General features: G+C 33.8%; 18 protein-coding genes. 13 read left to right on the forward strand and 5 right to left on the reverse strand.

Annotated elements, in window-relative coordinates:
* Window positions 1–25: 25 nt before the first annotated feature.
* The 6 genes from NEF87_RS08430 (at window position 26) to NEF87_RS08455 (ending at window position 6,102) form a co-directional block, all read left to right on the forward strand.
* Window positions 26–907: a CPBP family intramembrane glutamic endopeptidase gene (locus NEF87_RS08430; protein ID WP_457919434.1), complete on the forward strand. Its 882-nt coding sequence runs from the start codon at window positions 26–28 to the stop codon at window positions 905–907.
* The gene (locus tag NEF87_RS08435; RefSeq protein WP_457919435.1) at window positions 897–1,091 is read left to right on the forward strand and encodes a hypothetical protein; all 195 of its coding nucleotides are present in this window, start codon (window positions 897–899) and stop codon (window positions 1,089–1,091) included. The genes NEF87_RS08430 and NEF87_RS08435 overlap by 11 nt, the downstream gene beginning before the upstream one ends.
* Before the next feature lie 164 nt (window positions 1,092–1,255).
* The gene (locus tag NEF87_RS08440) at window positions 1,256–2,224 is read left to right on the forward strand and encodes a CBS domain-containing protein (RefSeq protein WP_457919436.1); all 969 of its coding nucleotides are present in this window, start codon (window positions 1,256–1,258) and stop codon (window positions 2,222–2,224) included.
* Window positions 2,225–2,226: 2 nt separating this feature from the next.
* Window positions 2,227–3,801 (forward strand): zinc-ribbon domain-containing protein, encoded by a 1,575-nt coding sequence (locus NEF87_RS08445; RefSeq protein ID WP_457919437.1) that lies wholly within the window; start codon window positions 2,227–2,229, stop codon window positions 3,799–3,801.
* A gap of 242 nt (window positions 3,802–4,043) precedes the next feature.
* Window positions 4,044–4,547 (forward strand): DUF3795 domain-containing protein, encoded by a 504-nt coding sequence (locus NEF87_RS08450; protein ID WP_457919438.1) that lies wholly within the window; start codon window positions 4,044–4,046, stop codon window positions 4,545–4,547.
* A 55-nt stretch (window positions 4,548–4,602) separates the two neighbouring features.
* On the forward strand, window positions 4,603–6,102 hold the full coding sequence (locus NEF87_RS08455; RefSeq protein ID WP_457919439.1) for a serine hydrolase domain-containing protein: 1,500 nt from the start codon (window positions 4,603–4,605) through the stop codon (window positions 6,100–6,102).
* A 448-nt stretch (window positions 6,103–6,550) separates the two neighbouring features.
* Here the strand turns inward: NEF87_RS08455 and NEF87_RS08460 are convergent, their stop codons facing one another.
* From NEF87_RS08460 to NEF87_RS08470, 3 genes are all read right to left on the reverse strand, one after another.
* Window positions 6,551–7,831, reverse strand: a complete 1,281-nt coding sequence (locus tag NEF87_RS08460) for a GTPase domain-containing protein (protein WP_457919440.1) — start codon at window positions 7,829–7,831, stop codon at window positions 6,551–6,553.
* Window positions 7,832–7,916: 85 nt separating this feature from the next.
* The gene (locus NEF87_RS08465) at window positions 7,917–8,618 is read right to left on the reverse strand and encodes a hypothetical protein (protein WP_457919441.1); all 702 of its coding nucleotides are present in this window, start codon (window positions 8,616–8,618) and stop codon (window positions 7,917–7,919) included.
* Between the two features lie 86 nt (window positions 8,619–8,704).
* A complete protein-coding gene (locus tag NEF87_RS08470) occupies window positions 8,705–9,169 on the reverse strand; it encodes a GNAT family N-acetyltransferase (protein ID WP_457919442.1) in 465 nt (154 codons plus the stop codon).
* Window positions 9,170–9,233: 64 nt separating this feature from the next.
* On the opposite strand from NEF87_RS08470, the gene NEF87_RS08475 reads away from it, so the two are divergent.
* The 3 genes from NEF87_RS08475 (at window position 9,234) to NEF87_RS08485 (ending at window position 14,208) form a co-directional block, all read left to right on the forward strand.
* Window positions 9,234–10,589, forward strand: coding sequence for a transglutaminase-like domain-containing protein (locus tag NEF87_RS08475; RefSeq protein WP_457919443.1), 1,356 nt, complete (start codon window positions 9,234–9,236; stop codon window positions 10,587–10,589).
* Between the two features lie 4 nt (window positions 10,590–10,593).
* Complete coding sequence (locus tag NEF87_RS08480) at window positions 10,594–13,761, forward strand: tetratricopeptide repeat protein (RefSeq protein WP_457919444.1); 3,168 nt, start codon at window positions 10,594–10,596, stop codon at window positions 13,759–13,761.
* A gap of 180 nt (window positions 13,762–13,941) precedes the next feature.
* Complete coding sequence (locus tag NEF87_RS08485) at window positions 13,942–14,208, forward strand: hypothetical protein (protein ID WP_457919445.1); 267 nt, start codon at window positions 13,942–13,944, stop codon at window positions 14,206–14,208.
* A 106-nt stretch (window positions 14,209–14,314) separates the two neighbouring features.
* Here NEF87_RS08485 and NEF87_RS08490 read toward each other — a convergent pair whose 3' ends face one another.
* Window positions 14,315–15,706: an NCS2 family permease gene (locus NEF87_RS08490; protein ID WP_371806025.1), complete on the reverse strand. Its 1,392-nt coding sequence runs from the start codon at window positions 15,704–15,706 to the stop codon at window positions 14,315–14,317.
* Window positions 15,707–16,232: 526 nt separating this feature from the next.
* Here NEF87_RS08490 and acs point away from each other — a divergent pair.
* Both acs and NEF87_RS08500 read left to right on the forward strand, forming a co-directional pair.
* Window positions 16,233–18,377: an acetate--CoA ligase alpha subunit gene (gene acs, locus NEF87_RS08495; protein ID WP_457919446.1), complete on the forward strand. Its 2,145-nt coding sequence runs from the start codon at window positions 16,233–16,235 to the stop codon at window positions 18,375–18,377.
* Between the two features lie 26 nt (window positions 18,378–18,403).
* On the forward strand, window positions 18,404–19,462 hold the full coding sequence (locus tag NEF87_RS08500; RefSeq protein ID WP_457919447.1) for a DRTGG domain-containing protein: 1,059 nt from the start codon (window positions 18,404–18,406) through the stop codon (window positions 19,460–19,462).
* A 203-nt stretch (window positions 19,463–19,665) separates the two neighbouring features.
* Here NEF87_RS08500 and NEF87_RS08505 read toward each other — a convergent pair whose 3' ends face one another.
* The gene (locus tag NEF87_RS08505) at window positions 19,666–21,192 is read right to left on the reverse strand and encodes a nitrilase-related carbon-nitrogen hydrolase (protein ID WP_457919448.1); all 1,527 of its coding nucleotides are present in this window, start codon (window positions 21,190–21,192) and stop codon (window positions 19,666–19,668) included.
* 300 nt (window positions 21,193–21,492) lie between these two features.
* On the opposite strand from NEF87_RS08505, the gene NEF87_RS08510 reads away from it, so the two are divergent.
* On the forward strand, window positions 21,493–22,689 hold the full coding sequence (locus tag NEF87_RS08510) for a hypothetical protein (protein WP_457919449.1): 1,197 nt from the start codon (window positions 21,493–21,495) through the stop codon (window positions 22,687–22,689).
* Between the two features lie 108 nt (window positions 22,690–22,797).
* On the forward strand, window positions 22,798–23,862 hold the full coding sequence (locus NEF87_RS08515) for a DRTGG domain-containing protein (RefSeq protein ID WP_457919450.1): 1,065 nt from the start codon (window positions 22,798–22,800) through the stop codon (window positions 23,860–23,862).
* The last annotated feature ends 11 nt before the right edge of the window (window positions 23,863–23,873 follow it).

The raw sequence follows: 23,873 nt of genomic DNA on the forward strand, positions 1-23,873 counted from the left end.
CATAAGTTATCATGAACCAATATTGTTGAATCAAAAATCAAAAGAAGAACTTTTTCCTATTTTTCGTCATGCTTGGGAAGCGATACTTGTCCTCCTAGTCCTTTATTTTCTAGTGATGTTCATTCCAGCGGGATTAGTCTATCTTATTCCTTTAGAAGAATTGACTAACCCCGAACTGATTACTTTTAGTATCAGGTTTGTTTTCCTAAGTCTCTATTTCTTTGTTTTGTGGCCAAAATTTCGTTACCCTAAAAACTATAGCCAAATATCTGAATATTTAGAAAAAATTCTTCTAAAAAAACCTAATCATTCGTGGGAATTGAGATTAGGTCTCATGACTGCAGGAATAACCCTTTGTTGTTCCTTCATCGCTGTCTTGTTGACTGGAGCTTTTATTTTAGATTTTTCTACAATATTACCGCCAACATCATGGTATATTTTAACTTCCTTAATCCCGGGAATTTTTGAAGAGATTTGTTTTCGAGGAATCCTTCTATCAATATTTCTAAAAACACCGCGAGGAAATCCTAAAAACGCAATTATTGCATCATCAATTATATTTGGCTTATTTCATTTCACAAATTTGCTCACAGCCCTTTCTGTTTATACAATTATTCAAGCAATTATTTCAATCTTCGGTGGAATTATGTTTGCATATCTAACAATCAAAACCAATAGTATTTTTCCCGCAATGATAAGTCATTATCTTATTGATGTGTTCGCCCCTCTTGTTTTTAATGCACCTGAAGCTAATTTGATTCTATACGGAGGGCTCTTAGTAATTATCGGTTTTCTACTGAGCACCATTCTAAATATTAAAATAATTGATTATTTTATAAATAAAAGAGATCAAAATTCTTCCATCAACACCCATTTTGAAACATCTGATGAGAAAAGTGGAATTTAAAATAGCAAAAAGCTATGAAAATTTAATTAATGGAACTGCTACAACCGAGATAAAACTTCCAAAAAAGATTATCAGCATTCAAGCACCTGAATTTCAATCTATTACCCTAAAAAAGTTAGATTCTTTCCTTAAAGAGCGGGACGTGCAATTTACGGAGCGGATGAAGGAATTGGGAGTAAAATAAAAAATTAATAGTTATTTTCTTTTTAAATTTCGACCATTTTCATTTTAAAATCACACTTCCATATCGTAACTCGTTTTTTATCTTTATCAATGGAGTTTTTGGGAGATAAGTGGTACAAACAAATGATTTTAATAGGGCGCAGATCATTTCTTTGTTGAAGAACAATGGGTAACGAAAAAAAAAACTATCATATCCGAGATTTGATCATAGATGACGAATATGGTACAATTTCAAATGAAGCAACTGTTGAAGAAGTTGCCAAAAAAATGAAAGAATTGGACGTTCCAGACTTGGTAGTCTTGGAAAAAGGTTCAGATAAAGTATTAGGTGTTGTAGCAGATTTTGATATAGTTCAAAATATTGTTGCCGATGGTTTAGATCCAAAGACAACTAAAGCAACCGCAGCGATGTACACCATAGAACCAGTCACTTTAAACACCAAAGTTGAAGAAGCCTTTTCAAAAATGCAAGAATTGCATGTTAATGTGGTTCCTGTGATTGAAAAGAAAAAATTAATTGGAGTAGTCACCCTTCAAGATTGTTGGGGATTTATTCCTGATGAAACAGTGGATGAAATAGGATTAATCCCCGTCCCAGATCCAAAGACGGCGGAATTTTGGTTTGCTGGTTTAGCAGCAATTTTAGCTCTTATCCTTGGAATGGTTTTTCCGCTTGCAGGAATCACCGGATTCTATAAGGGAGATTTTCTCGGAAATCCGATATCATACTATCTTTTTGAAGCACATAGTTCAGATTATCGAACAGCCTATATGAACATGAACGGCGCAATGTGGATAGTTACTGTCATCTGCAGTTTCTTAGTAATCTTTTCAAGTATTTTCGGAGTTTTTGCCTTATTATATGTGAGCTATTCAGATTCAAAAACGATTAAAACCGCACCTGTATTGCGATATATTATTCCTGCATTACCAATTGTGTTCTTGGTATTCGAATGGATTTTTATAAAAATCGCCCTAAATGTGAGTTCAATAGGGACTAATGTTAAGATAGATGCTTTAGGATTAATTATGACCATTTTTGCGATACTCTTCTATTTAGGTGCAATTTTTCGGGACTATGCATTCCGACAAACTGGCGGAACCCCTGCATCAACAAATCAGGTGAATAATTAAAAATGCCCAGAGGAGGAGGAGGTTTTAGCGGGGGCGGTGGAGGATTTCGAGGAGGCGGATTTCGCTCCAGCGGGGGAAGTTTTAGATCCAGTTCCTTCCGCTCCAGTAGCCCAAGTTTTAGATCCCGTTCCAGTTCACGCCCTTATGGAAGAACTGGTGCTCGAAGGACAACATCTTCATCATATCATAGAAGTCGATCAAGCCCTTATCGCCATAACACGTATCATCGACCATACTATCATCGACGTCACTACCACCGACCCTATTATTACCGAAGCTGGTGGTATCGTCCATACTTCTGGGGTCGGCATTATCGCCCATGGTATTATTCTCCCGTGTATGTAGGCGGGGGTTTAGTGTTAGCAGTAGTATTAATGATGGTATTTATCCCCTTAATGGGAATTGCTCTCTCTTTTCCATTTTCAAGTAGTAGTTCATCCGGATTAGTAAATTACAGAGCAACCGAGCAATTAAATTTTAATGAATATTGGTATGAATATGAATCACTTGAAGCAGGGAATGAAATCAAATTCGACATTCAAGCAACAACACCAATTAGTTTCGCCATTGCAGATCACCCCTTTGCAGATTTCCCAACAACTACAGAATCAGGGCAAGATACAGGAAGTTTATCATTAGGTGCAGATGAATATGGATACCAAGGATACTATGTCAGTGCGGGTTCAAATTTAGTTTACAATTATTCCGCTACAGACGGGATTGAATTCAAAGTTATGAATAGCGATGAATTTAATTCTTGGTTATATTATGGTATTCCAGACACATTTGATGAAAGCATGGCGAGTTCATATAGTGGCAGTAGTGCATTCTTTGGCTCAGAAGATGTTTATCTGGTGTGGTATAATGAAGTTGGAGCCATTGTTGATGTCGATTATACGATAGACTATACTATTACAGGAGTCTATGATTTAAGTGGAGCAGAGTTTTCCGAAATAGCAACACAAAATGTTGATGGAACTATCACTGTGCCAGAAGATGGAACATGGTATTTCTTCGTGTTTTTCGATCCTATGTACTCAAATGCTGAATCTACATCAATCACATTCGATGTTACATATGATAAACAACTCGATACTCAAACACAATGGGCAAATATTAGACCAACCTTGATTTGGGTAGCAATAATCTCCGGAGCACTAATTTTAATTGCGAGATCTGCCCGTAAGAAACAGAAGGCTAAAGGAATAACGGCAAATGGAACCAGCGTTGCTCAAACGGGCAGCACCACATCTAAGGTCGCCAGTTCAACCCTTAGAACAACCAGTAATTCCAAATCATCGGTTTATGGAAAATCAGAACAAAAACAAACACCTTCTGCATCCGTTAAAACCACGCTTCAACCTCAAATTGATCCATCTAAATGTACCCGATGCGGTTGTTCTTTGGAAGCAAAAGATATCTTTTGTCCCGCCTGTGGAAAGAAAAAGGAAGGGAGGAAAGTGGGAGGAACTACGGTTTCCAAGGAACTTAAATCCCAAGTTTGTTCTTATTGTGGTAAGCAAATTCAAAAAGATGCCCAATTCTGTATTGGTTGTGGATCAAAGATTCAACGATAACACTTTTTTTAATTTCGTTTTCTTATTCTTTTTTCTATGTTTCATCGATTCGAAATTTTATTTTTTTTATATCAAATTTAAACAGTTAAATGAATAATGATAATCAAGAGAATTTTAACCCTTCATTTCCCACCTTTTTGTTCATCAGTTTTAGGTATTCAAAATTTTATTTCGATGAAAAACTTTTTATCTCTTTCTTTGTCTTGTATCTATTACAGCTTAAATTTTACATAGGTCATTTCATGAAAAAACGGTTTGATTCGTATTGTGGACTTTATTGTGGTGCTTGTGAGATAATGAAAATTAACTTGACAAACAATTTTATTCAAGCTGCTAAAGATCGCAATGAGGAATTGGAAAATCTTGTATGCGACGGATGCAAGAGTTCCCAACACTGTGCAGAGTGTTCGATATGCGATATTCGAAAGTGTGCTCAAGATAAAGGTTTGGAATTTTGTAGCGAATGTGCATCATACCCGTGTAAAATGCTCCTTCGCTTTAAGAGTAATAATAAACCCCATCATTCTGCAATTATTGCGAATTTAGAAGAGATTAAAAATTTTGGTGTAGAAGAATGGTTAATAAGACAAGAAACACGATGGGCGTGCCCTAAGTGTAATACACCATTTTCTTGGTATGAAAAAACATGTGAAGAATGTGGAGAATCTCTTTATCATTGTAAAAAAGAACAAAAAGAAATTTTATTGGACGAATTATCAAAACTACCTTTATTTTTTGCCCTATAACGAAAACAAAACCCTAAAATTTGAACCAAATTAATATTCCTTACTGGTAATCTCTATGAAATCTAATACACCACGAAATTTAATTATAATTTCCTTATTGTTATTAAGTACTAGTTTATTTTCATCTGTTCCTTCAGCTCATGCCCAATCATCTACCTTTGAATCCATTGATGCTTTTATTCAAGAACAAATGAAAGATATGTTAATCCCAGGAATTGCTTATGGATTAGTGATGGATAACGAAACTGTTTACACCAATGCTTTCGGAAAAGCGGATAATGATGGAGCATCCATGACATCAGAAACACCAATGCATCTTGGAGCAATGGGAAAGACTTTCATTTCAACTTTAATGATGAAGTTAACAGAAACTAACAATATAACGTTAAATCAGACAGTTCAATCCATCTTTCCTTGGTTCACCACATCTAATTCCCTTGAATCGTCAAAAATAACACTTGAGCAATGCCTATACCATTTTACAGGGATTCCAACGAGTTTAGATATTTCTATTTTATTAAATAACTCCCTTGAAGAAATAGTTCGAAAATTTGATACCATCCAACTTTCTTCCACACCGGGTTCAGAATTCATCTATAGCAACTATAATTATATTATCCTCGGAGCGATCATTGAAAAAGTTTCCAATATGACCCTTAACGATAGTTTTCACATTTTTATTGCAGATCCACTCGAAATGAACAACGTCTATACTTCGATTGATGAAGCAAAGGCAAATGGGTTATCTCATGGCTATCAACCATGGTTTGGATTACAACAAATATCAAACAAAGAGTATTCTAAATCTAATATAGTCACGGAGCAATTTATTGCTTCAGCGGATGATATGACACATTTCATAGTGGCTCATTTGAATTCAGGAAATTATGAAAATACCACTATCTTGAACAAAACAAATATTCAAATGATTCATAGTATCCCTGAGAAATTTCAAGATAAATCCTATTATGCAATGGGATGGGCAAATCATACTTTAGATGAATATGAAGTAATCAGTCATTTAGGTAATTTGGACGATACATTTGCGGATATGATGCTTATTCCGAGTGAAGGAATTGGAGCAGTGATTTTAATAAATACGAACAATTTCCTTGGTCAAACCGCATATTATCAAGAATTAGTGCCAAGTATTCTTAAGATGTTATTGGATCAGGAACCAACAGTGCGAAATATGACGTACATCTTCCTATATATGATCATTGATCTTCTAATTATACTTTCTATTGTTTTTGAAGGCCGTCGTTATATAAAATTTGAAGACCGATTAAAAAACTTCTTAGCGGATTTTAAAGATCCAAAGGAACGACGTTCTCAAGCAATCGGCAAATCTATCGCAGATTTTATGATTGTCCCATTCATACTTCTCGGAGTTCCCGGAATAGTCTCACTTATGATGGGCATTCCAGGTTTTAATTTAAGAATGTTGATGAGTTTACAACAAGATCTTGGACTTTGGATCTTTTTCTTTGGCGCTTCAGCACTTATTCAAGCAATTTTACGAGTAGCTTATTTTAAGAAGAAAAAAATATACTAAAAAAGTTCAACAATCTTGAATTTATACCCATTTTTCATTTTTATTCAATTTTAGCATCATAGGAAAATTGCTTTTTTAATTTATTGCAAGAAAATATAAAGAAAAACTGCTCTAAAAAACGGAGATCACAGCATAAAGTTAAATATTTGAAAGATATAAAAAGCAAAAAAGTTTGAAGATCTATTCTTGAACTTTTGCTAATTGCTTGCGTGCCCATTGAAGCATAGTGGCTTCTAATTGAGCGATATCGTCGTCAGTAATCATTGTATCTATCTCCTTATCAGTTAATTGCGAATGAAATCAGTGTGGCTATATATTCCGACATTATTTCTTAATTCACGTACACTAATGTATCATCCCAAAAAAACCTTTTGACTGCAAATTAATGCAAATTTTCACCCTATTTCATGAAAAAGCGGAACAAATGAAACCCATTAAAATGGACGACTCATGAAATTTGATGAGATTTCCACCGAAAATCATGGCTAATTTTTGCATAATGGCGATTTAATTGATCCAATTCTTCAAAATTATAAACTTGAATCACAATATACGACAGATCAGGATGAAAAATGGATGCATCTAAAATAACAATGAATCTATGGCCATCGTCTAATGAAAAGGTGAAATAGTCGCCTTTTTCTCCAAAAATTCGTTTATGATCCATCAATAACTTGAGAATATAGGATTTCAGTGAATTAATCTCATCTAAAACCTTGTTATCAGTGGTGAAGAGTGATGCGATATCAAAATCTTTATCTAATAAAAATAATGGTTGAATCATGGAAGTATCGGCAAGCATTTGAAATAATTCTGAAAAGAAATTGAAAAACAGGGAGAATTTATCCAGAATCAACTGAGTCCCAATAATTAAATCTTGATTTCCTTGATATTGGAGACTGGTGAAGAAAATCGGAATATTATTTTTAAATGCGAATTCTTGAAGAGATATTTGATCAAAATCAGGAAAATCAGCAACTAAATCAAATTTATGACAAAAAATGACAATCTGAGGGCATATTTTTTCTTCACTTTGATTAATACGGATTAAACGCGATAAAGTATCTAACAATTTCTCGGAACTGAGGGTCCAGTCTTCGACAGAAATGAAAAAAATAATGAGATCCGAATATTGCAAAAGATTTTCATCTGGATCCAGCCATCGTTCAATTTCTTGGCCCGAAGTATCAAACACTGATAGTTGCAAATCAATGAGATCATAATGCGACGTTTCAAATGCTTCCGTGGGGGAAAGGGAAGTATTTAATAAATCTTCGCTGGTAATTTTATCAAAAATGAACTGTTTCGTTGAAGTCTTTCCTGAATTCGGATACCCCATGAACACTATCTTTCTGATTTTAGGTTCTATAATATTTTTTGCAAATTTGTAGAAACATTGATTTCTTTGATCTTTAGCCATTTGGAGTATAGAATCACCTTGAATTTTGAGTTCCATTTGAAGTTTATTTATCAAAACTGTATCGGTTTCATCTAATACTGCGACAATAAAATCGTAATTCATGATCCCATCTCTCACTGGAAATCCATAAATTAAAACAATTTGATTTTCATCCTTGATTTCTAACGTTGGAGATGTACCCAAAGCTTGCAATGTCGCCAAATATTGCGAAATTTTATTCTTATCGATTTGAGAATTGTCCGGATATTGAGCTTCGATTATTGAACCCAACATATTATCCCAACCAACTAAGAATATCCCTTTTAGCATTTTTGATTACCCATTTCGAGATTAATTATATTGTTTATATGAGCCCAGATGTTTAATAGTTGTGAAAAAAGGAAAAAACTGGAATTTATTCCCCAATTTCAGTAGAATTTTTAAAAAACTTTGAAGAATAATATCCTTGGATCCAAAATGTAACAATTTCAGCATAAACTACAATCTTTTGGCCAACAACTTGAATAAACCGTCCCGTTTCAGTATTTGAATCAGGGCCAAAAAATAAAAGATAAAGATATACAATCAAAATACACCCCATTGCAATATATACAACGGATAAAATTTTTGGAGTAGATTTGTTCCGTAAAAATGTTATAACATAACATAGAACAACAGGTAAGGTGGTTGGAAAGGCTAAATAAACAAAAAAGAGATGTAATTCTAAAGTTGTATCCCAAGGAGTAAAACCTATTCCAATGTAGCCAAAAGCGGCAACAAATCCGATTAAGCTTCCAATAACCATCAGAACGAAATCAAGTTTATTCGTTTTAAATAGAGAAGGAATAGTTGCAAAGTAAGGCAGCATGAATCCTCCACAAAATATGGTAGCGAGTAAAAAGAGCGTTGATGAGAGCATATTTGATTCTCCACTATAACTCGTTGTCATTCCCAAATCGCTAAAAAAATTGTTGAAGAAAGAATATCCCAAGTTTTCTTGATTAAAAGCAGTCCCACCAGTAAATGTAAACATTGCGATTATGGTTAAAATGAAGAAAAGAGAACTACCGATAACTGGTGCGAAAAGAGCCCATTGTTTCAGTTTATTTTTATCCATAAAATTTGTTTAGCTGTTTTTTTTTTTAAGCTTGCTGTAATTTTATTATAGAAATATTTATTTTTGTTTAATTAATTCCAAAAAAATTAACTTGATAGTGCCAATAAATTATACTCTTCCCATTTTTTGTCAAACTGAATTATTTTGAAACCAAGACTAAAGAAAAAGTTTAGAGCTCTAAAATTTTCAATTTTTACTTCAGTATAAACCGGGAAATTTAATTTTTGCGCTTCTCTCTTAGCAAAACTAATTAATTTCTTTCCAAAGCCTTGGTTTTGAAAATTGCTTGCAAGTGCAGTCATTTTTATAATTAGTTTATCTAATTCATATTTTAAAATCATAAATCCACAAAGATAATTTTTTTTAAAAATTCCATAATATTTATGATTCCCGATAGATCTATTTTGAAACCATTCTAAAAGGGATTTTTTTGTATGTTTTCGATTGGTAGAAGATAATACATGAGCATTTGGATTCCAAATCTCCACCATAGTAGGAATATTTTCTTCAGTAATGAGGGTAATATTTACATTAACAGAATTTTGACTCATTATGACTCTTTATTTTTATTTGCATAAAAAGATTTAAAAAGTCACAGAAAATGACATTGATATAGTGCCTCAACCTTTAAAATCTCAAATCAAAGAAATTCAACTGATTATAGACAAGGATGATGTAATTGTCAAACATTTTGTTGCGGGGATCTGGAAAGGATCACAAACTTTTACGGGATTTTCTTTCTCCACATCATTGAAATTAGATGCAGTTTATGCCTATGAACGAGATAAAATTCCAGCAAGAGCAACCTTGCGAGATGATCACCATACCATTGATGTCCAATTTACTACTGCCATTCAACCTAATTCAAAATATGTGTATGAAATTCAACTTCTTTTAAATCCCAAGGACATCATTCAGAAATTAGGGAGTTTAAACATCATAGAATGGCCCAAAGAAGATTTAACAGAAATAATCTTTCTTCGCAATGCAGGAGAGATATTCTTTAGCTCTGCATTAGCCAAAATTAAGATTGATCAAAAAAATCACACTCGAAACATTGTTCCGGGAAAATTTTCAAAGAATTTAACTTCCCATGCTCGGAATGCATCGGCAATAAGAATTGAATGGGGAAAAAGTCCCCAATTTAGATTGCATTTTGATTATATTATAAAAAATGTTGACAACCAAACTGCAAGGAATCTCATTCTGGAAACTTATATTCCCCCTTCCACTAAATTTCAAAATTCTAGACTATTATCGCTCAATAATTCTAAAATCGATATTGATGAAGATGGAAATTCTCTGTTAACCATAAAAGTTGATGAAATCCCAGCTCATCAAACAAAAGCACTTCAATTTGATTTAATTATTACTCCAAAGGGGAATTCCGATATTGTCTTACCTATATTTGGAAAGTGGGAAGAATATCGTAAACTTACACTCCCAGGGTCAACTGGATCGGCCATGCTTCTAGCTTCGCAATACTGGCCAATTTCAGATTCAATAATCCAAGAATTAGTCAGGATTTTAAAAAAAAATGCCAAGAATGCTTCCGAATTTATCACTCTCGCCTTTGAATTTGTGAACCAAAAAATATCATATGAAATGAATGGAATTCGAGAGGATGCAGTCAAAACGATGAATGATCGTCGCGGAGACTGTTCAGAAATGTCCGATTTATTTGTATGCATACTTCGAGCGGGAGGAATTCCAGCCAGAATTGTTCACGGATGGTCTGTTGATTTAGATAACTTATCTCTAGGACCTCATGCATGGTGTGAATTTTTCTCTCCAGATGCTGGAGGATGGAGGAGTGCAGATCCAACATGGGGTTTTCTTACCGGCACAGGTGTGCAACATATCTGCCGACAACGCGAAGGGTTAGTGACAGATCAACACACTTATAGTTGGAAATATCAAGGTCAGACAAAAATCGAAGTACAAGAAACGACTACACTATCAATAGAGTGATAATATGAAAAAACAAGAAATTGTAAAAAGGATGGAAGTTCCAGTTGCGAATATTTTTGATATGCAATATAAGTGGACAATTTTAGCTGGAGCAGGTATTTCTATGGATGCTCCATCAAATCTACCTTCTGCTCGTCAAATCACACGTTCTTTATTGGAATTTTGTGCTCCAGAGGAAGAAGTCGAAGAATTAGCAAATTTAGAGGCTCTTCGCTATGAACTTCTTGTGGAAATGATTCAACAGGTCAGAGATACCGAATTAGTGTTTATGGACTATTTTGATCTGGTCAAGGATCCAAACTTGGTTCACCTTTTCATTGCTCAAGCAATTCTAACGGGAAATCATGCAATAACTACAAATTTTGACTATCTTATTGAATTTGCCCTTCAATCACTCCTTTCTCAAGAAAAACACCACAATATTCATCCCATTATAACTAAAGCAGATTTTCTTCAATATAAAAATCCAGAGGAATTGATGGCACAAGGGAGATTTCCACTGTACAAAATTCATGGCGCAAAAAGTAATATAATAACTCAAGAATCTACCATCGATTCCTTGGTAACCACAATTAGCGATCTGGGAAAAGATCGCGAGGTAGGAGAAACTTTTGCGATTGAACCTTATAAAAAACCCGCGGTGAACAACATGATGCGAGATAGATCTCTGCTCATTATGGGTTACTCGGGAAGTGATGATTTTGATATCGGACCAGTGTTAAAAGAATTGCCTCATTTAAAACAATTGGTTTGGATAGAACATGCACCAGTGGATCGTCCAGAAATCTACCAAATTCAAAAAATAACAGATCTTTCTACTATTTCTTCTCTTTCTAAACCGGATTCTCTTTTAGCAGAAATTCGATCCGATGTAGATTTTGAAGTCTTTCTAATAAAAACCAATACAAGAACACTTATACAAGACTCTTTGTGGTCACAATTCTTTCCTTCAATTACTTTACCGAAAATTGCATCCCAACCTACTCAAAGACCTGATTTTAAATCATGGGCACAAAATATATATGCAAATACGGGAATCTTAGATAAATATATCTTAGCAAGTAAAATATACTTGGAAGTCAATCAAAATCAATCTACTTTGCGAACAGCCCGAAAAGGATTAGATTTAGCATCCAAAATGGAAGATCAATATGAATTTATGAAACAAGGGAATTTTAACAATATTCTTGGTCATGTGTATAAAGACATTGGTGAACCTGAAAAAGCTTTGGAGGCCTATTCCGCAAATTTGGAGACAGATTTAAAATTAGGTGATGTTGATGGAATAACAGCAGCTTATAGCGGAATTGGTTACATTTATTATAGTCAAAGTAATTTTCAGACAGCTTTGGAATATTATAACAAAGCATTGGATCTAGCAATAGAGAATGATTTACTTGAAAAACAAGGGCATTATCTCAATAGCCTCGGAATGATCTATAAAGATCAAGGAAAATTTGACCAAGCAATGAATTACTTGCAAAAAGCGCTAGCAATAGCAGAAAATGTAGGCAATTTGACCAGTAAAGCACGTCTTTATAGCAATATAGGACAGATGCACAAATCCCGAATGGAATATGACAAGGCGATCCAATACTATCAAGATGCTTATAAGATAAATTCTGAATTAGGACAAATTAGGAGCATGGCTGTCAGATTAGGCCATATTGGACAAGTATACTATATGCAAGAAAAATTTGATCTCGCTAAACAACATTATGAGGATTCATTAAAGATTTATAAAGAACTAGGCGATATTTCGAGTCAAGCACGTACCATGGGAAATTTAGCGTTAATTAACGTTCAAAATAAAGAATATGACATTGCCTTGAAAATTTTCAAGGAAACAGTGCAAATTGCAGATAAATTGGGAGAATTACGTGGAAAGGCAATCCGGTTGAATAATATTGGTACAATTTATCAAGCTCAAGATGAGGATGAACAAGCTTTGAAATATTTCTTTGAAGCCGTAGATATTGATCAATCCACGGGAAATCAAGCGAACCTAATCACGGATTTCAATAACATTGGGCTGTCATATGGGAAGCTTAAGAATTATGATCAAGCATTTGATTATTACAATAAAACTATTAACATTGCAAAAGAAATTCAACAAGAAGAAATTCGAATGATTGGGTTAAGAAATCTCCGAGATCTTTATGTGCAAAGAGGAGATGAACTCAAATCGGAGAGAAATTATCTTCAAGCCATTGAGGATTATCAACAAGCTTTTGAATTACACAACACACTTAAAAATCCCGAAGAAAATGCATATTATTTGAATAAATTAGGTGTTGCAAATTACTATGCAGATCAAAATGAGACAGCTATGCAATATTTTGAAGAAGCATTTCTTCTCGATGAACAGTTTGATGATCGAAAGGGAAAATCGGATCGACTTTATTATATGGCCTTAATTTATCAGGAAGCACAAAATCTTGAGAAAGCAGTTGATTTATTCGCTCAATCATTGAAATATGCAGATGAATTAGCTTTAGTAGACGATCAACTATTATTATTAGAAAAAATTTATAAGATTCATCGGGAACTTGCTTTACCAGAAAAAACAGTTTCATTCTTTGACCGATATTTAACACTCCATTCTCATATTTATGCTGAAAACGCGGAAGAACTTCAGGAAAGTGTGATTAAATATCTTGAACTAGCGAAATTAAGTAATTCTCTAAAAATGCATGAGGAAGCATATGAAATTTTGTTAAGAGGAGCAAAAATTGCCGAACAAACACAGATGTTTTATGAATTATGTGCAATATATTATACTGCAGGATATACACAATCTCAAAATCTGAAGAATTATTCAAAGGCAAACAAACTATACAAGCAAGCAGATCAAATTGCAAGTTCACATCACTTTGAGGATCTTCAAAATCAGCTTTTAAATCAATGGGCCTTAAGTTTAAAGTATTTGGGGCAATTTGATGAAGCAATAAATAAATTATTAATGGCTATTCCTTTAGCGGAAAAAATAGCAGATCCAAATGCATTAGGCCATCGATACAATAATTTGGCTGGAATTTATTTTCGGAAGAAAGCTTATCAACAATCTCTCGAATATTATACATTAGCATTAGCACAATTTTCTGCTTTAGGCAAAACGAAAAGTGTTGCGACCATTCAAAAAAATATTGAAAATGTCCAAAAACGGATTTAATTAAACAGGAATACATTTCTGTTTTTTCTTATGGGGAAAAGTATCAGCGAAAGATTAAATATATCATAACAATTTGGCGAATCAGACCAAAGGTCCGAGACATTGGGCACCATTGGTGCGAAATGCTTTATATATCCTTTTGGACTTAACTATCATAGCACTCAACCAGTGTGAAAAACCATGAAACGCTCTCAAAAATTAATGTTATATAGTATTGTCGGAATGTTAGCAGTTGGCATCTTTATTGCTGCTGCTAATGCCTCAGCGGAAGAATTAACCTCAGATTTGACTAATGAAACATGTGATGGAACTGGAACACAACAACAAAAACGCCAAGGAAATGGAACTGGAGATCATCCTCAAGATGGGACAGGAAACGGTTATAAACACCAATATAATGCAACCTTAGATGAAAATGGTGTCTGCATCTATGCAACAGAAGCATAATTGACCTTTTTTTCTTTGTATTTTTCATTAATATTCTTGTAAATCAGCTTGGATTAAAAGTTGGAAAAAATGAAAATGAAAAAAAATTTGTACTTCACGCTCTCATTTACAAGAATATTGGAGCAATTAAAGCCCCAACAGAAAATATAAAAGTGAGCCAGAGCCATGCGTTAATTTCTTTTATCTTCCCTAAAACAATTTTAATTAACACAAAAGAAATAACTCCAAAAACAATTCCATTTGTAATACTATAAGTAAATGGAATCATCACCATAGATAGGAACGCAGGAATAGCATCTTCCAAATTAGTCCAATCAATATTTGCAAGAGGTTTAAACATCAAAACACCTAAAAGAACTAAGACAGGAGCGGTTGCATATAATGGAACGGCAGCTAATAAGGGACTTAAAAACATAAATGGAAGGAAGCATAATCCAGTAACAACTGCAGTTAAACCAGTTCTACCACCTTCTTCCACACCAGCGGCACTTTCAATATATGTTGTTGCATCAGAAGTTCCAAAAAAGCCAGATACAAAAGTAGTTAAACTATCAGCAACAAGAGTTCTCTTGAAATTCTTTGGATCACCATTTTCATCGAGTAATCCTCCCACTTCAGAGACACCAAGAAAAGTTGAAACACTGTCAAAAAGATCAGTAAAGGCTAAAGTAAAAATTGGAATAATCAAAGCAGGTTTTAAAATAACCCCAAGATCAAATTTGAAGAAAGTTCCTGTATCGGGTAAGGCAGCAATTTCGGTTATCGCAATTGATTGAAAATTTTCATCAATAACGTTAGTACCCCATCCACCTATGGAAAAAATTACTCCTAAGATCGCTGTGGTAACAATACCAATTAAAAATGCACCATTGACCTTCTTAAGCATCAATACAGCCGTAAAAATTAACCCAAATAGAAATAATGCAAAAGTTAAACCAAAATTATTCATACCTACTAATGTGGCGTCATTATTGATTACCACACCTGCATCTTGTAATCCAATGAACACTAAAAATAATCCAATTCCGGCCGCAAGACCAAATCTAAGGCTTTTTGGAATTGCTTTTAACACCCCACTACTAATTGGAGTTAAGGACATGATAGTTAATAATGCACCAGCAATGATTATTGCCCCCATCATTTCTTCCCAAGTTATTGTTCCACCCCCAACTAATGCAAAAGAAATATAAGCATTTAAACCCATACCAGGGGCCACAGCATAAGGATTATTTGACATTAATCCCATTACGATGGTCATTACCGCAGAGATTAAAACTGTTGAGAATAAAATTGCATTGAAATCTTGGTTCGCCCCGTATTCATTAGAAAGAATTCCTGGATTGACCACGATTATATATGCCATTGTCATAAAACTGGTAATTCCTGCGAGAACCTCAGTTTTGACAGTAGTTTTATTCTCTGAAAGTTTGAATGTTTTTTCGAGGAATTCTCCAAATCCACCTGTAGAATTCTCTTTCGTTTCTGTTTCAGCAGACATATTTTTTACCTTGTATTTTTTTAATAAAACAAATTTTGTCCAACCTTTTCTGTAACACAACTACAAAATCTGTTTCGTTCTTCTCAAAAGCTTCTATTTGAAGTTTATCAAAGAATTGATTCTTACTTAGCTTTGAAATATAAAAGGAGTAAGTACTAGTAGGTTAATATGTCTCGCAAGATTTCTTGAATTTTTGAATTGGAATCAAATCAAATCGATATATTGCAGAAATACCATTAAATTTTCGTGATAATATGTCAATTGTGAAATTTTTCTTCAATAAATCGTTCAATATTCAGCATTTGAACTTAATTTATATTAAACCAAAGTTTTTTTTTTGGAAATTTAATCATCCAGTACCAAAAAATGATCATTTATGTGCTCCGACTTGAATATGGGGACAACATCCCATGATCATTTTGGCATTTGTTTAGATCAAAACCGATAATTTTAAGGTCATTCGATCTTTACATCTCCTTGTAGTATTAATTATTAATAATTACGAACTTTCCGAGGAATTAAACACATGCCTTCTAAAACAGTAGAAGAATTACAACCTATGTTTCACCCAAAATCGGTGGCAGTTATAGGCGCGAGTAACAAACCCGGAAAAATTGGAAATTCAGTCTTGAAAAATATGGCTGAATCCGGGTACTCTGGAATAATATATCCAATTAATCCAAAAGCGGATGAAATTTTAGGACATAAAGCATTTAAATCAATAACTGATGTCCCTGGACCCATTGACTTAGCTGTTGTTTGTATTCCATCAAAATTTTGTGTTCCCGTCGTCGAAGATTGTGGAAAAAAAGGGATAAAAACGATGGTGATCATTACCGCCGGTTTCAAGGAAATTGGTGGAGCCGGAATTGAACGTGAGCATCAAATTGTTTCTATTGCAAAAAAATATAATATGCGGATTCTCGGTCCTAATTGCTTAGGCTTGATTACATCAGGGAACTTTTCATTTTCATCTTTATCTCCTAAAAAGGGCCATATTGGGATGCTTTCACAAAGTGGAGCCATGATGACTGGCCTTCTTGACTGGGCTGTAGAAAATGATATTGGTTTTTCAAGTTTTATCAGTTTAGGAAATAAATGTGATGCTGATGAAGTGGATTATATTGAATATTTAGCTCAAGACGAAAATACCAAAGTTATTGCAGCATATATTGAATCCGTTCAAGATGGAGAAAAATTTTTCAAAGTCGTATCGGAAGCCACTAAGAAAAAACCCGTAATTTTATTGAAATCAGGTCGAAGCGCTGCAGGTGCCAAAGCCGCATCTTCCCACACAGGAGCATTAGCAGGTTCAGATATTGCATTTGATCTTGCCTTTAAAAAAGCCGGAGTTATACGCGCAGAAACTATTAGTGATCTTTTTAATTATTGTTTAACATTTATTATTGCCCCTATTCCAAAGGGAAATAAATTTGCAATAATCACTAATGCTGGCGGTCCAGGTATTATCACCACCGATGCCATGGAAGCGAGTAATTTAGGTTTCGCTCAATTTACGGAAGATACTGTAAATAAATTGCAAGCTGTTTTACCTGCAGAATCTAACTTTTATAATCCCGTCGATATTATTGGAGATGCACCTCCTGAGAGATATGAAGCAGCCATTGATATCCTCTTTCAATGTCCAGATTCAGAAGTCGCAGGAGGAATAGTCCTTTTAACACCTCAATCCCAAACCGAACCCTTACGAGTAGCGAAACTAGTGAGTGCCTTACATCAAAAATATCCCAATAAGACACTAGTGGCATCCTTTATTGGTGGTGTGAGTGTTAATGAAGCAGCCAAAGTGCTAACTAAAGGGGGAGTACCTACCTATGCATTTCCTGAAGAAGCCGTGAAGGTCTTAAAAGGGTTAGAATATTATGGTAGAATTCAAAAATCACCCATCATCACCCAAAAAAAAGTTCCGCACGTAGATGTAAATACTACTCGAGTTCGAGAAATTTTTGATATTGTTCGGAAAGACAATCGAGCAGTATTATTAAGCTATGAAACATCTGAAATTTTTGATATCTACGGAATCAAAAATCCAAAATCACGACTCGCACAAACAGCACGAGATGCTGCAGAACTTGCAGAAGAGATTGGTTTTCCAGTAGTTATGAAAATTGTTTCCCCCCAAATAATTCATAAATGGGATTGTGGCGGAGTCGTTTTGAATATAGACACCCAGCAAAAAGCAAAAGATGCTTTTATATCGATTATGTCAAATGCCAAGGCGAAGGGGCCATCCAATGCAGATTTGAGGGGAGTTGAAGTTCAACAAATGATTACCACAAAAGATAAGAAAAAGGTAAATGAATTGATCTTTGGAATTAACAGAGATCCCCAATGGGGACCGATGATTATGGTGGGAAGTGGAGGAATCTATGCCAATTATGTTAAAGATGTAAAATTTGATTTAGCCTTCCATTATGATCGCGATGATGCACTCAAACAATTAAAACAGACCAACATTTCTAAAATCCTAGAAGGAGTCCGTGGGGAACCTCGAAGTGATATCGAAGGCGTAGTAAGCATTTTAGTGAAATTGTCGCAATTAGTTAATGATTTTAAGGACATTGTCGAATTAGATATCAACCCATGCCTGGTTTTCGATGCAGAATCAGGATACAGTGCAGTCGATATTAAAATAACCATTTCTCACTAATTTTTTGTGTATACCAGGTGATAACCATGACAAAAACAATTATGCTCACATCAACACATTCTGGGGCGGGAAAAAGCATTGTAGCCATTGGAATGTTTTTGAAGATGAAAGAAAATGGAAAAAATCCGGGATATTTCAAACCCATTGGAGATGCAATGACCCGTCAAGAAAAAAGTCGCACAGATAAAGATGTTTCTGTAATTTCTGCGGTAGTTGCACGTAAATATTCCAAGGAGGAAATATGCCCTCATTTTTTAAATCCCGAATATTATTTGGATGAAATCTTACCAGAAGAAGTGGATGAAGTATTTCATAAAATAAAAGATGCATATACCAACATCTCCGCAAAATGCGATTTAGTACTCATTGAAGGCAATCACTTCGTGAGCCAATATTCACCAATAGGATTAGATGATTTAAGATTTGCAAAAGAATTCAACGCATCAATGATCATCTGCGCCCCAATCACCGATGATGATGATTTAAACTCAGTAATTGCGACTTATGAATATATTAAATCACAAAATCTAGAAATCGCGGGAGTCATTTTGAATGCCAGAACAAAAACCGCCGAAGCCCGAATTAAGCGATATCACATACCCCTTTTAGAAAAACGAGGAATCATAGTGATAGGTGCATTAACAAACTCTCGAGAACTTGAAAAACCCACCATTTCAGAAATAATGGATGCAACTGGGGCTAAATTATATTCAGGTGAATTTATTAAAGTGAAAAATACCCTGATCAATTCTTTTGTAATCGGAGCTATGGGTGCAGAGCCAGCATTAAAAATTTTTAGGGGCGGTATTGATAAGTGTGTCATTACTGGAGGAGATAGGACAGATATTGCCTTAGCTGCTTTAGACACGAGCACAAAATTAATTATTTTCACTGGAAATTTAGATCCAATTCAACGTGTGGTAAGTGTTGCAGAAGAAAAAGGAGTTCCCCTTTTAACTACTAGTTCGGATACTTATTCAGTAGCGGAACAAATCCGAAAGATTCAAACACACATTCAAGCCAACGAGATTCAGATTTGTCGCGATCAAGTAGAAAATCTTGATTGGGAAAAGATCCCACAATAAATAAGAGTTAAGTTTGTTTTTTTTCTTACATTTTTTATTTTAAAGTATTTATATAACCACCCCTCAGATCCTTACCACAAATTTTGACACTAATTACCGAATTGGTTAGTTTTTCAGAATTTATTTGAAGTTTTGTTCCAAAAATCACTCTGAATTACCTATACAGGATTTGTGTTAAAGCAATGAATGAAAAAAAAAAAAAGTTATTCTCTTAATTTGCGATTAAAAGTTATGGTTGAAAATATGGACCATGCAATCAATCCAGAAATAAATAATAAACTGATGTATACAAGCCAATCACCTAAGAAACTATAGCCAGTTTTTATACCATTTGTGGGTAAATCGGTGAACATCAAACATTCATTGGTTTTAAAGAAGTCTTGATATGATAAAATATTACCATAGTAATCAATTCCCATTGATACTCCAGTATTCGATTGACGAATAACAGACATTCCATTTTCTACACCCCGGATCATTGATGATTTTGTATGATAATCTTTTATTACTTCAGTGTCAAAAGCAGGGACAAGAAGTATATCTACATTATTTTTTCCAGCTTGCCTTATAAAATTTGGAAAATCATTATCAAAGCAAATAGTAATTGAGATACGTCCGTATATGGTATCAATGTAATCTATAATTCCATCAGATGTTGTTTCATACCAGGAAATAGTCTTAATATAATCAAAAGCAATCTCTCCTTCAGGAGTAATCATGTATGCCATATTATCACTCACGTATGATCCATAGTATAGCTTCAATACTGCTGGGATAAAATATATTTGATTGGTGGCAGCAAATTGCTTGCATCGATTTAGAAATGAATCTTCTTGATCCTCATAAAAAACATCATTTCCTTCACTCCAAAATACTATTTTGGCACCAGCATCTACAGCTTTTTGTGAGAGATTAAAAAGTTGTTCTTCTATTTGAACAAATTCTGTTTTAAATGACGTGGAAGTCTCTGTTGGTGTTTTTTGATCAACAATTTCCCCCCAATAATTCTGTTTATGAGGTACTGAAATTGAGGCAATTCTGACGGTCTCGGATCTAGGCTCAAATAGAGCTAATCGAAAAGTACCGAAAGTTAGGATCACTACTACAACCACAGAATAAACTTTTATTAATTTCTTTCTTACTTTTAATGGAGAATGAGCCAAGAGCAGTTTTGAGGAATTTTTTTCATTTATTTGTTCCCATAGCTTGTTGATGATACTTGCAGTCCAGCTTATTAAAAATGATAGCCCCCAAATCCCTGTTAAAGAGGTAACTTGTAAAATGGCCTGATGATCAAATTGGGTAGCACCCAATGACATCCCTGTTCCAAGTGGGGTTAATGTTAGCAAAAATTCTGTAAGTACAACCATGCTAGGAAAAATAAATGACGAAATTATCATTGAAAAACGTCGTTCTAAAATCTTATCAACTATTAGAGGAATGAACACTAATATAACCACAGCAAGAATCGCAATTGTAATGGCCAGATATAATTCCATATCCCACCCATTCACCATTTTAAGAAAACCAGGAACAGATAGTACTGGAACAATTAGTAATTGATTTAAAAATCGATCTTGTGAACGAAAATAGCACATGATTAAAGGTATTGAGATCCATGCAGCCAGCGAGATATTCCAATGCCAACCAACGAATGTATAGACGAATGCACCTGCAAGTAGACAAATAACATTCTTAGTTTGTTTATTATTGTTTGTTATTTTTGACATATATAATCAACTTTTTTTTTAATTGAGATTTATAATAAATGAGCACAACTCAATTATTTAGAATAAATGAGCATTGCTCATTAAAACATATGACCCTCAATTTTTAGCAAAAAAAGATGTCAAAAACTATTACCCAGAATTCAAATTTATCCTTATATTTCAAAAAAAACTAGTTAACCTGAAATTTAATATTGAAAATAGTATAAGAGTAGATATTTTTGAAGTATGTAGGACCTTTGTTCTCATAAGAAGAACCAATGGTTTGAAAGCTATTTTAAATGATTACTTAAAATTAAAATCATGGTTCAAAACAATACATTTTTGCAGGGTATATTAGATATTGAAAGTGTGCTTTCAATTATTCAACTATTTGTAATAGGTATCATTATAGTCTATGTGATCAGGTATTCTATGAAATATAAGCATAGAAACATGAAGTATTACATTTTAAGTATGGTGGCGTTTTTTGTTGGAAATTTGGTTCCAAAGATTCTTCAATTTTCTATAGATAGTTTTAAACTTCAGTTTATCTTTTCAAGTTCAAGTTTTCTAATTCTTTTGATAAGCAGCTTGTTTTTAATCCTATTTTTTGAATCCTTTAAATATGAGCATGTTTTAACAAAGAAAAATCAATTATTCGTTAGTTCAGTAATAGTGATTCTTTCTGCCATGGTTACATTTTTGATTGTGTTTTTCAGCATTTTAGATTTTTCTACTATGGAAATAAATTTTGGCCCAGGTGGAATTCAAGACGCTCAATTTATTCAAGGAATGCAAATATTCAAAAGTTTAGCGTATGTAGTTATCGCATTAACAACTTGTGAATTAATTAGCTTACTACTCTTCATTCGACAAAGCATAAAGAGATCTACCAACGATATTCTAATTAAAAAGTACAAAATCATTGCATTTAGTATCATCTTTAGTATCTTGCTTAGTATTTTAAGTGCAATTCTCACCTCAGATCCTACAGTAGCGATAGTTAGAGCATGGAATTTAGTCGTACAATTTTTCTTGCTACTCAATTACATTATAATCTGTATAACTGTTTTCAGAGGGGGGATTTTTATGTTTCAAGAAAATTCTCTTAGGAAACTTTTAATTATTGATAATAATGGAATATCTTATTATTCCTTTGATTTCCAACGATTAGAATCTAAAAACACGGATGATAACAGCGATTTATTATTTTCAGGAGCTTTAAATGCCGTTGGAAAAATTTTTGGAGAATTAACTGGGAATTTACAAAATCATCTTGAAGAAATGGTTTTTAACAATATTCATCTTCTGATTGAACAAATTCCTGATACAGATCTTTCTGTAATATTATTAATGGAGAAATCAACAGTATTTTATAAGGAAGCCATTAGAAATTTCGCTTTAAACTTTAAGCATATCGGAGAAATTGAATCAAATTTAAGATTAGATAAAGATCAAACTAAAGAAGCAAATCGAAAAGTAAGGGAATTTTTTGGTTTTAATCAAATTTCGGTTTGAAATTGCTGATTTTGGTTTTTTTTTTTTTTAAAAAGTTCATTCTAAACAAAAATGCTTATAGCTTTTTTTGATCAAATCTTAATAAGAGAGTTTAACCTAATTTTAATTATGGCCACGAGATCAATTTTACTCACCTCAACTAAGGGAGGTTCTGGGAAATCGGTTATTGCGATTGGTGCCTTTTTAAAATTAAAAGAAACTGGACATAAACCCGGTTACTTTAAACCCATTGGGGATTCATTGTCCATGACTCCCAAAAATCGCACGGATAAGGATGTATCGGTTATATCGGCAGTAGTCGCCCGTCAATTTTCAAAAGAACTGATTTGCCCTCAATTTTATAATCCCGAATACTTTCTCGATGAAGTTTTACTTGAAGAAGCTCCAGATGTGATGGAAAAAATTAAAGATGCATATCAAATCATCAGCGCAAAAACAGATATTATTTTAATTGAAGGAAATCACAACTTCAATCAATACTGTGTTGTTGGATTAGATGATCTCCAAATGGCAAAGGAATTCAAATCCGAAGTAATCATTTGTGCACCAATTGCTGATGATGATGACTTAAATCTTGTAGTTGGGACATACAATTATATAAAATCTCAAAATGTGCCCATTGCAGGGGTAATTTTAAGTGGCACAACACAAAATGCTGACACAAGAATTGAAAAATATCACAAACCCCTTTTAGAAAGACTCCAAATTAACGTAATTGGGGGATTGAAAAATTCCAAACAGCTTGAAAAACCAACTATTGCAGAAATTATGGAAGCTGTCCATGGGAATCTAATTTCAGGGGAATATATCAAAATTAAGAATAATTTTATTGATGGATTTACAATTGGAGCAATGGGTGCAAATGCAGCCATTAGTTTCATGAGAAAACAAAAAAACCAATGTATTATAACGGGGGGAGATCGGAGCGATGTAGCTTTGGGAGCAATTGAAATAGGAGCAGGGCTGATTATATTCTCAGGAAATATTGATCCCAATCAACGGGTCATAAGTGCTGCTGAAGAAAAAGGAATCCCATTGATCAAATCTCCTTCTGATACTTACACGATAACAGAACAAATTAAGAAGATTCACACCCACATTCAACCTAATGAGATTCAATTGTGTCGAGATCAAGTAGAAGAACATGTTGATTGGGATAATTTCCCACATTAAATTTTTTTTAT

This window comes from Candidatus Lokiarchaeum ossiferum, from assembly GCA_025839675.1.
In the GTDB taxonomy this organism is placed as follows: domain Archaea; phylum Asgardarchaeota; class Lokiarchaeia; order Sigyniarchaeales; family Promethearchaeaceae; genus Lokiarchaeum; species Lokiarchaeum ossiferum.

Coding starts and splice junctions, on each gene's coding strand:
- NEF87_RS08440 (WP_457919436.1), top strand. CDS start 1,256: ATGGGTAACGAAAAAAAAAACTATCATATCCGAGATTTGATCATAGAT.
- NEF87_RS08445 (WP_457919437.1), top strand. CDS start 2,227: ATGCCCAGAGGAGGAGGAGGTTTTAGCGGGGGCGGTGGAGGATTTCGA.
- NEF87_RS08450 (WP_457919438.1), top strand. CDS start 4,044: ATGAAAAAACGGTTTGATTCGTATTGTGGACTTTATTGTGGTGCTTGT.
- NEF87_RS08455 (WP_457919439.1), top strand. CDS start 4,603: ATGAAATCTAATACACCACGAAATTTAATTATAATTTCCTTATTGTTA.
- NEF87_RS08460 (WP_457919440.1), bottom strand. CDS start 7,831: ATGCTAAAAGGGATATTCTTAGTTGGTTGGGATAATATGTTGGGTTCA.
- NEF87_RS08465 (WP_457919441.1), bottom strand. CDS start 8,618: ATGGATAAAAATAAACTGAAACAATGGGCTCTTTTCGCACCAGTTATC.
- NEF87_RS08470 (WP_457919442.1), bottom strand. CDS start 9,169: ATGAGTCAAAATTCTGTTAATGTAAATATTACCCTCATTACTGAAGAA.
- NEF87_RS08480 (WP_457919444.1), top strand. CDS start 10,594: ATGAAAAAACAAGAAATTGTAAAAAGGATGGAAGTTCCAGTTGCGAAT.
- NEF87_RS08485 (WP_457919445.1), top strand. CDS start 13,942: ATGAAACGCTCTCAAAAATTAATGTTATATAGTATTGTCGGAATGTTA.
- NEF87_RS08490 (WP_371806025.1), bottom strand. CDS start 15,706: ATGTCTGCTGAAACAGAAACGAAAGAGAATTCTACAGGTGGATTTGGA.
- acs (WP_457919446.1), top strand. CDS start 16,233: ATGCCTTCTAAAACAGTAGAAGAATTACAACCTATGTTTCACCCAAAA.
- NEF87_RS08500 (WP_457919447.1), top strand. CDS start 18,404: ATGACAAAAACAATTATGCTCACATCAACACATTCTGGGGCGGGAAAA.
- NEF87_RS08505 (WP_457919448.1), bottom strand. CDS start 21,192: ATGTCAAAAATAACAAACAATAATAAACAAACTAAGAATGTTATTTGT.
- NEF87_RS08510 (WP_457919449.1), top strand. CDS start 21,493: ATGGTTCAAAACAATACATTTTTGCAGGGTATATTAGATATTGAAAGT.
- NEF87_RS08515 (WP_457919450.1), top strand. CDS start 22,798: ATGGCCACGAGATCAATTTTACTCACCTCAACTAAGGGAGGTTCTGGG.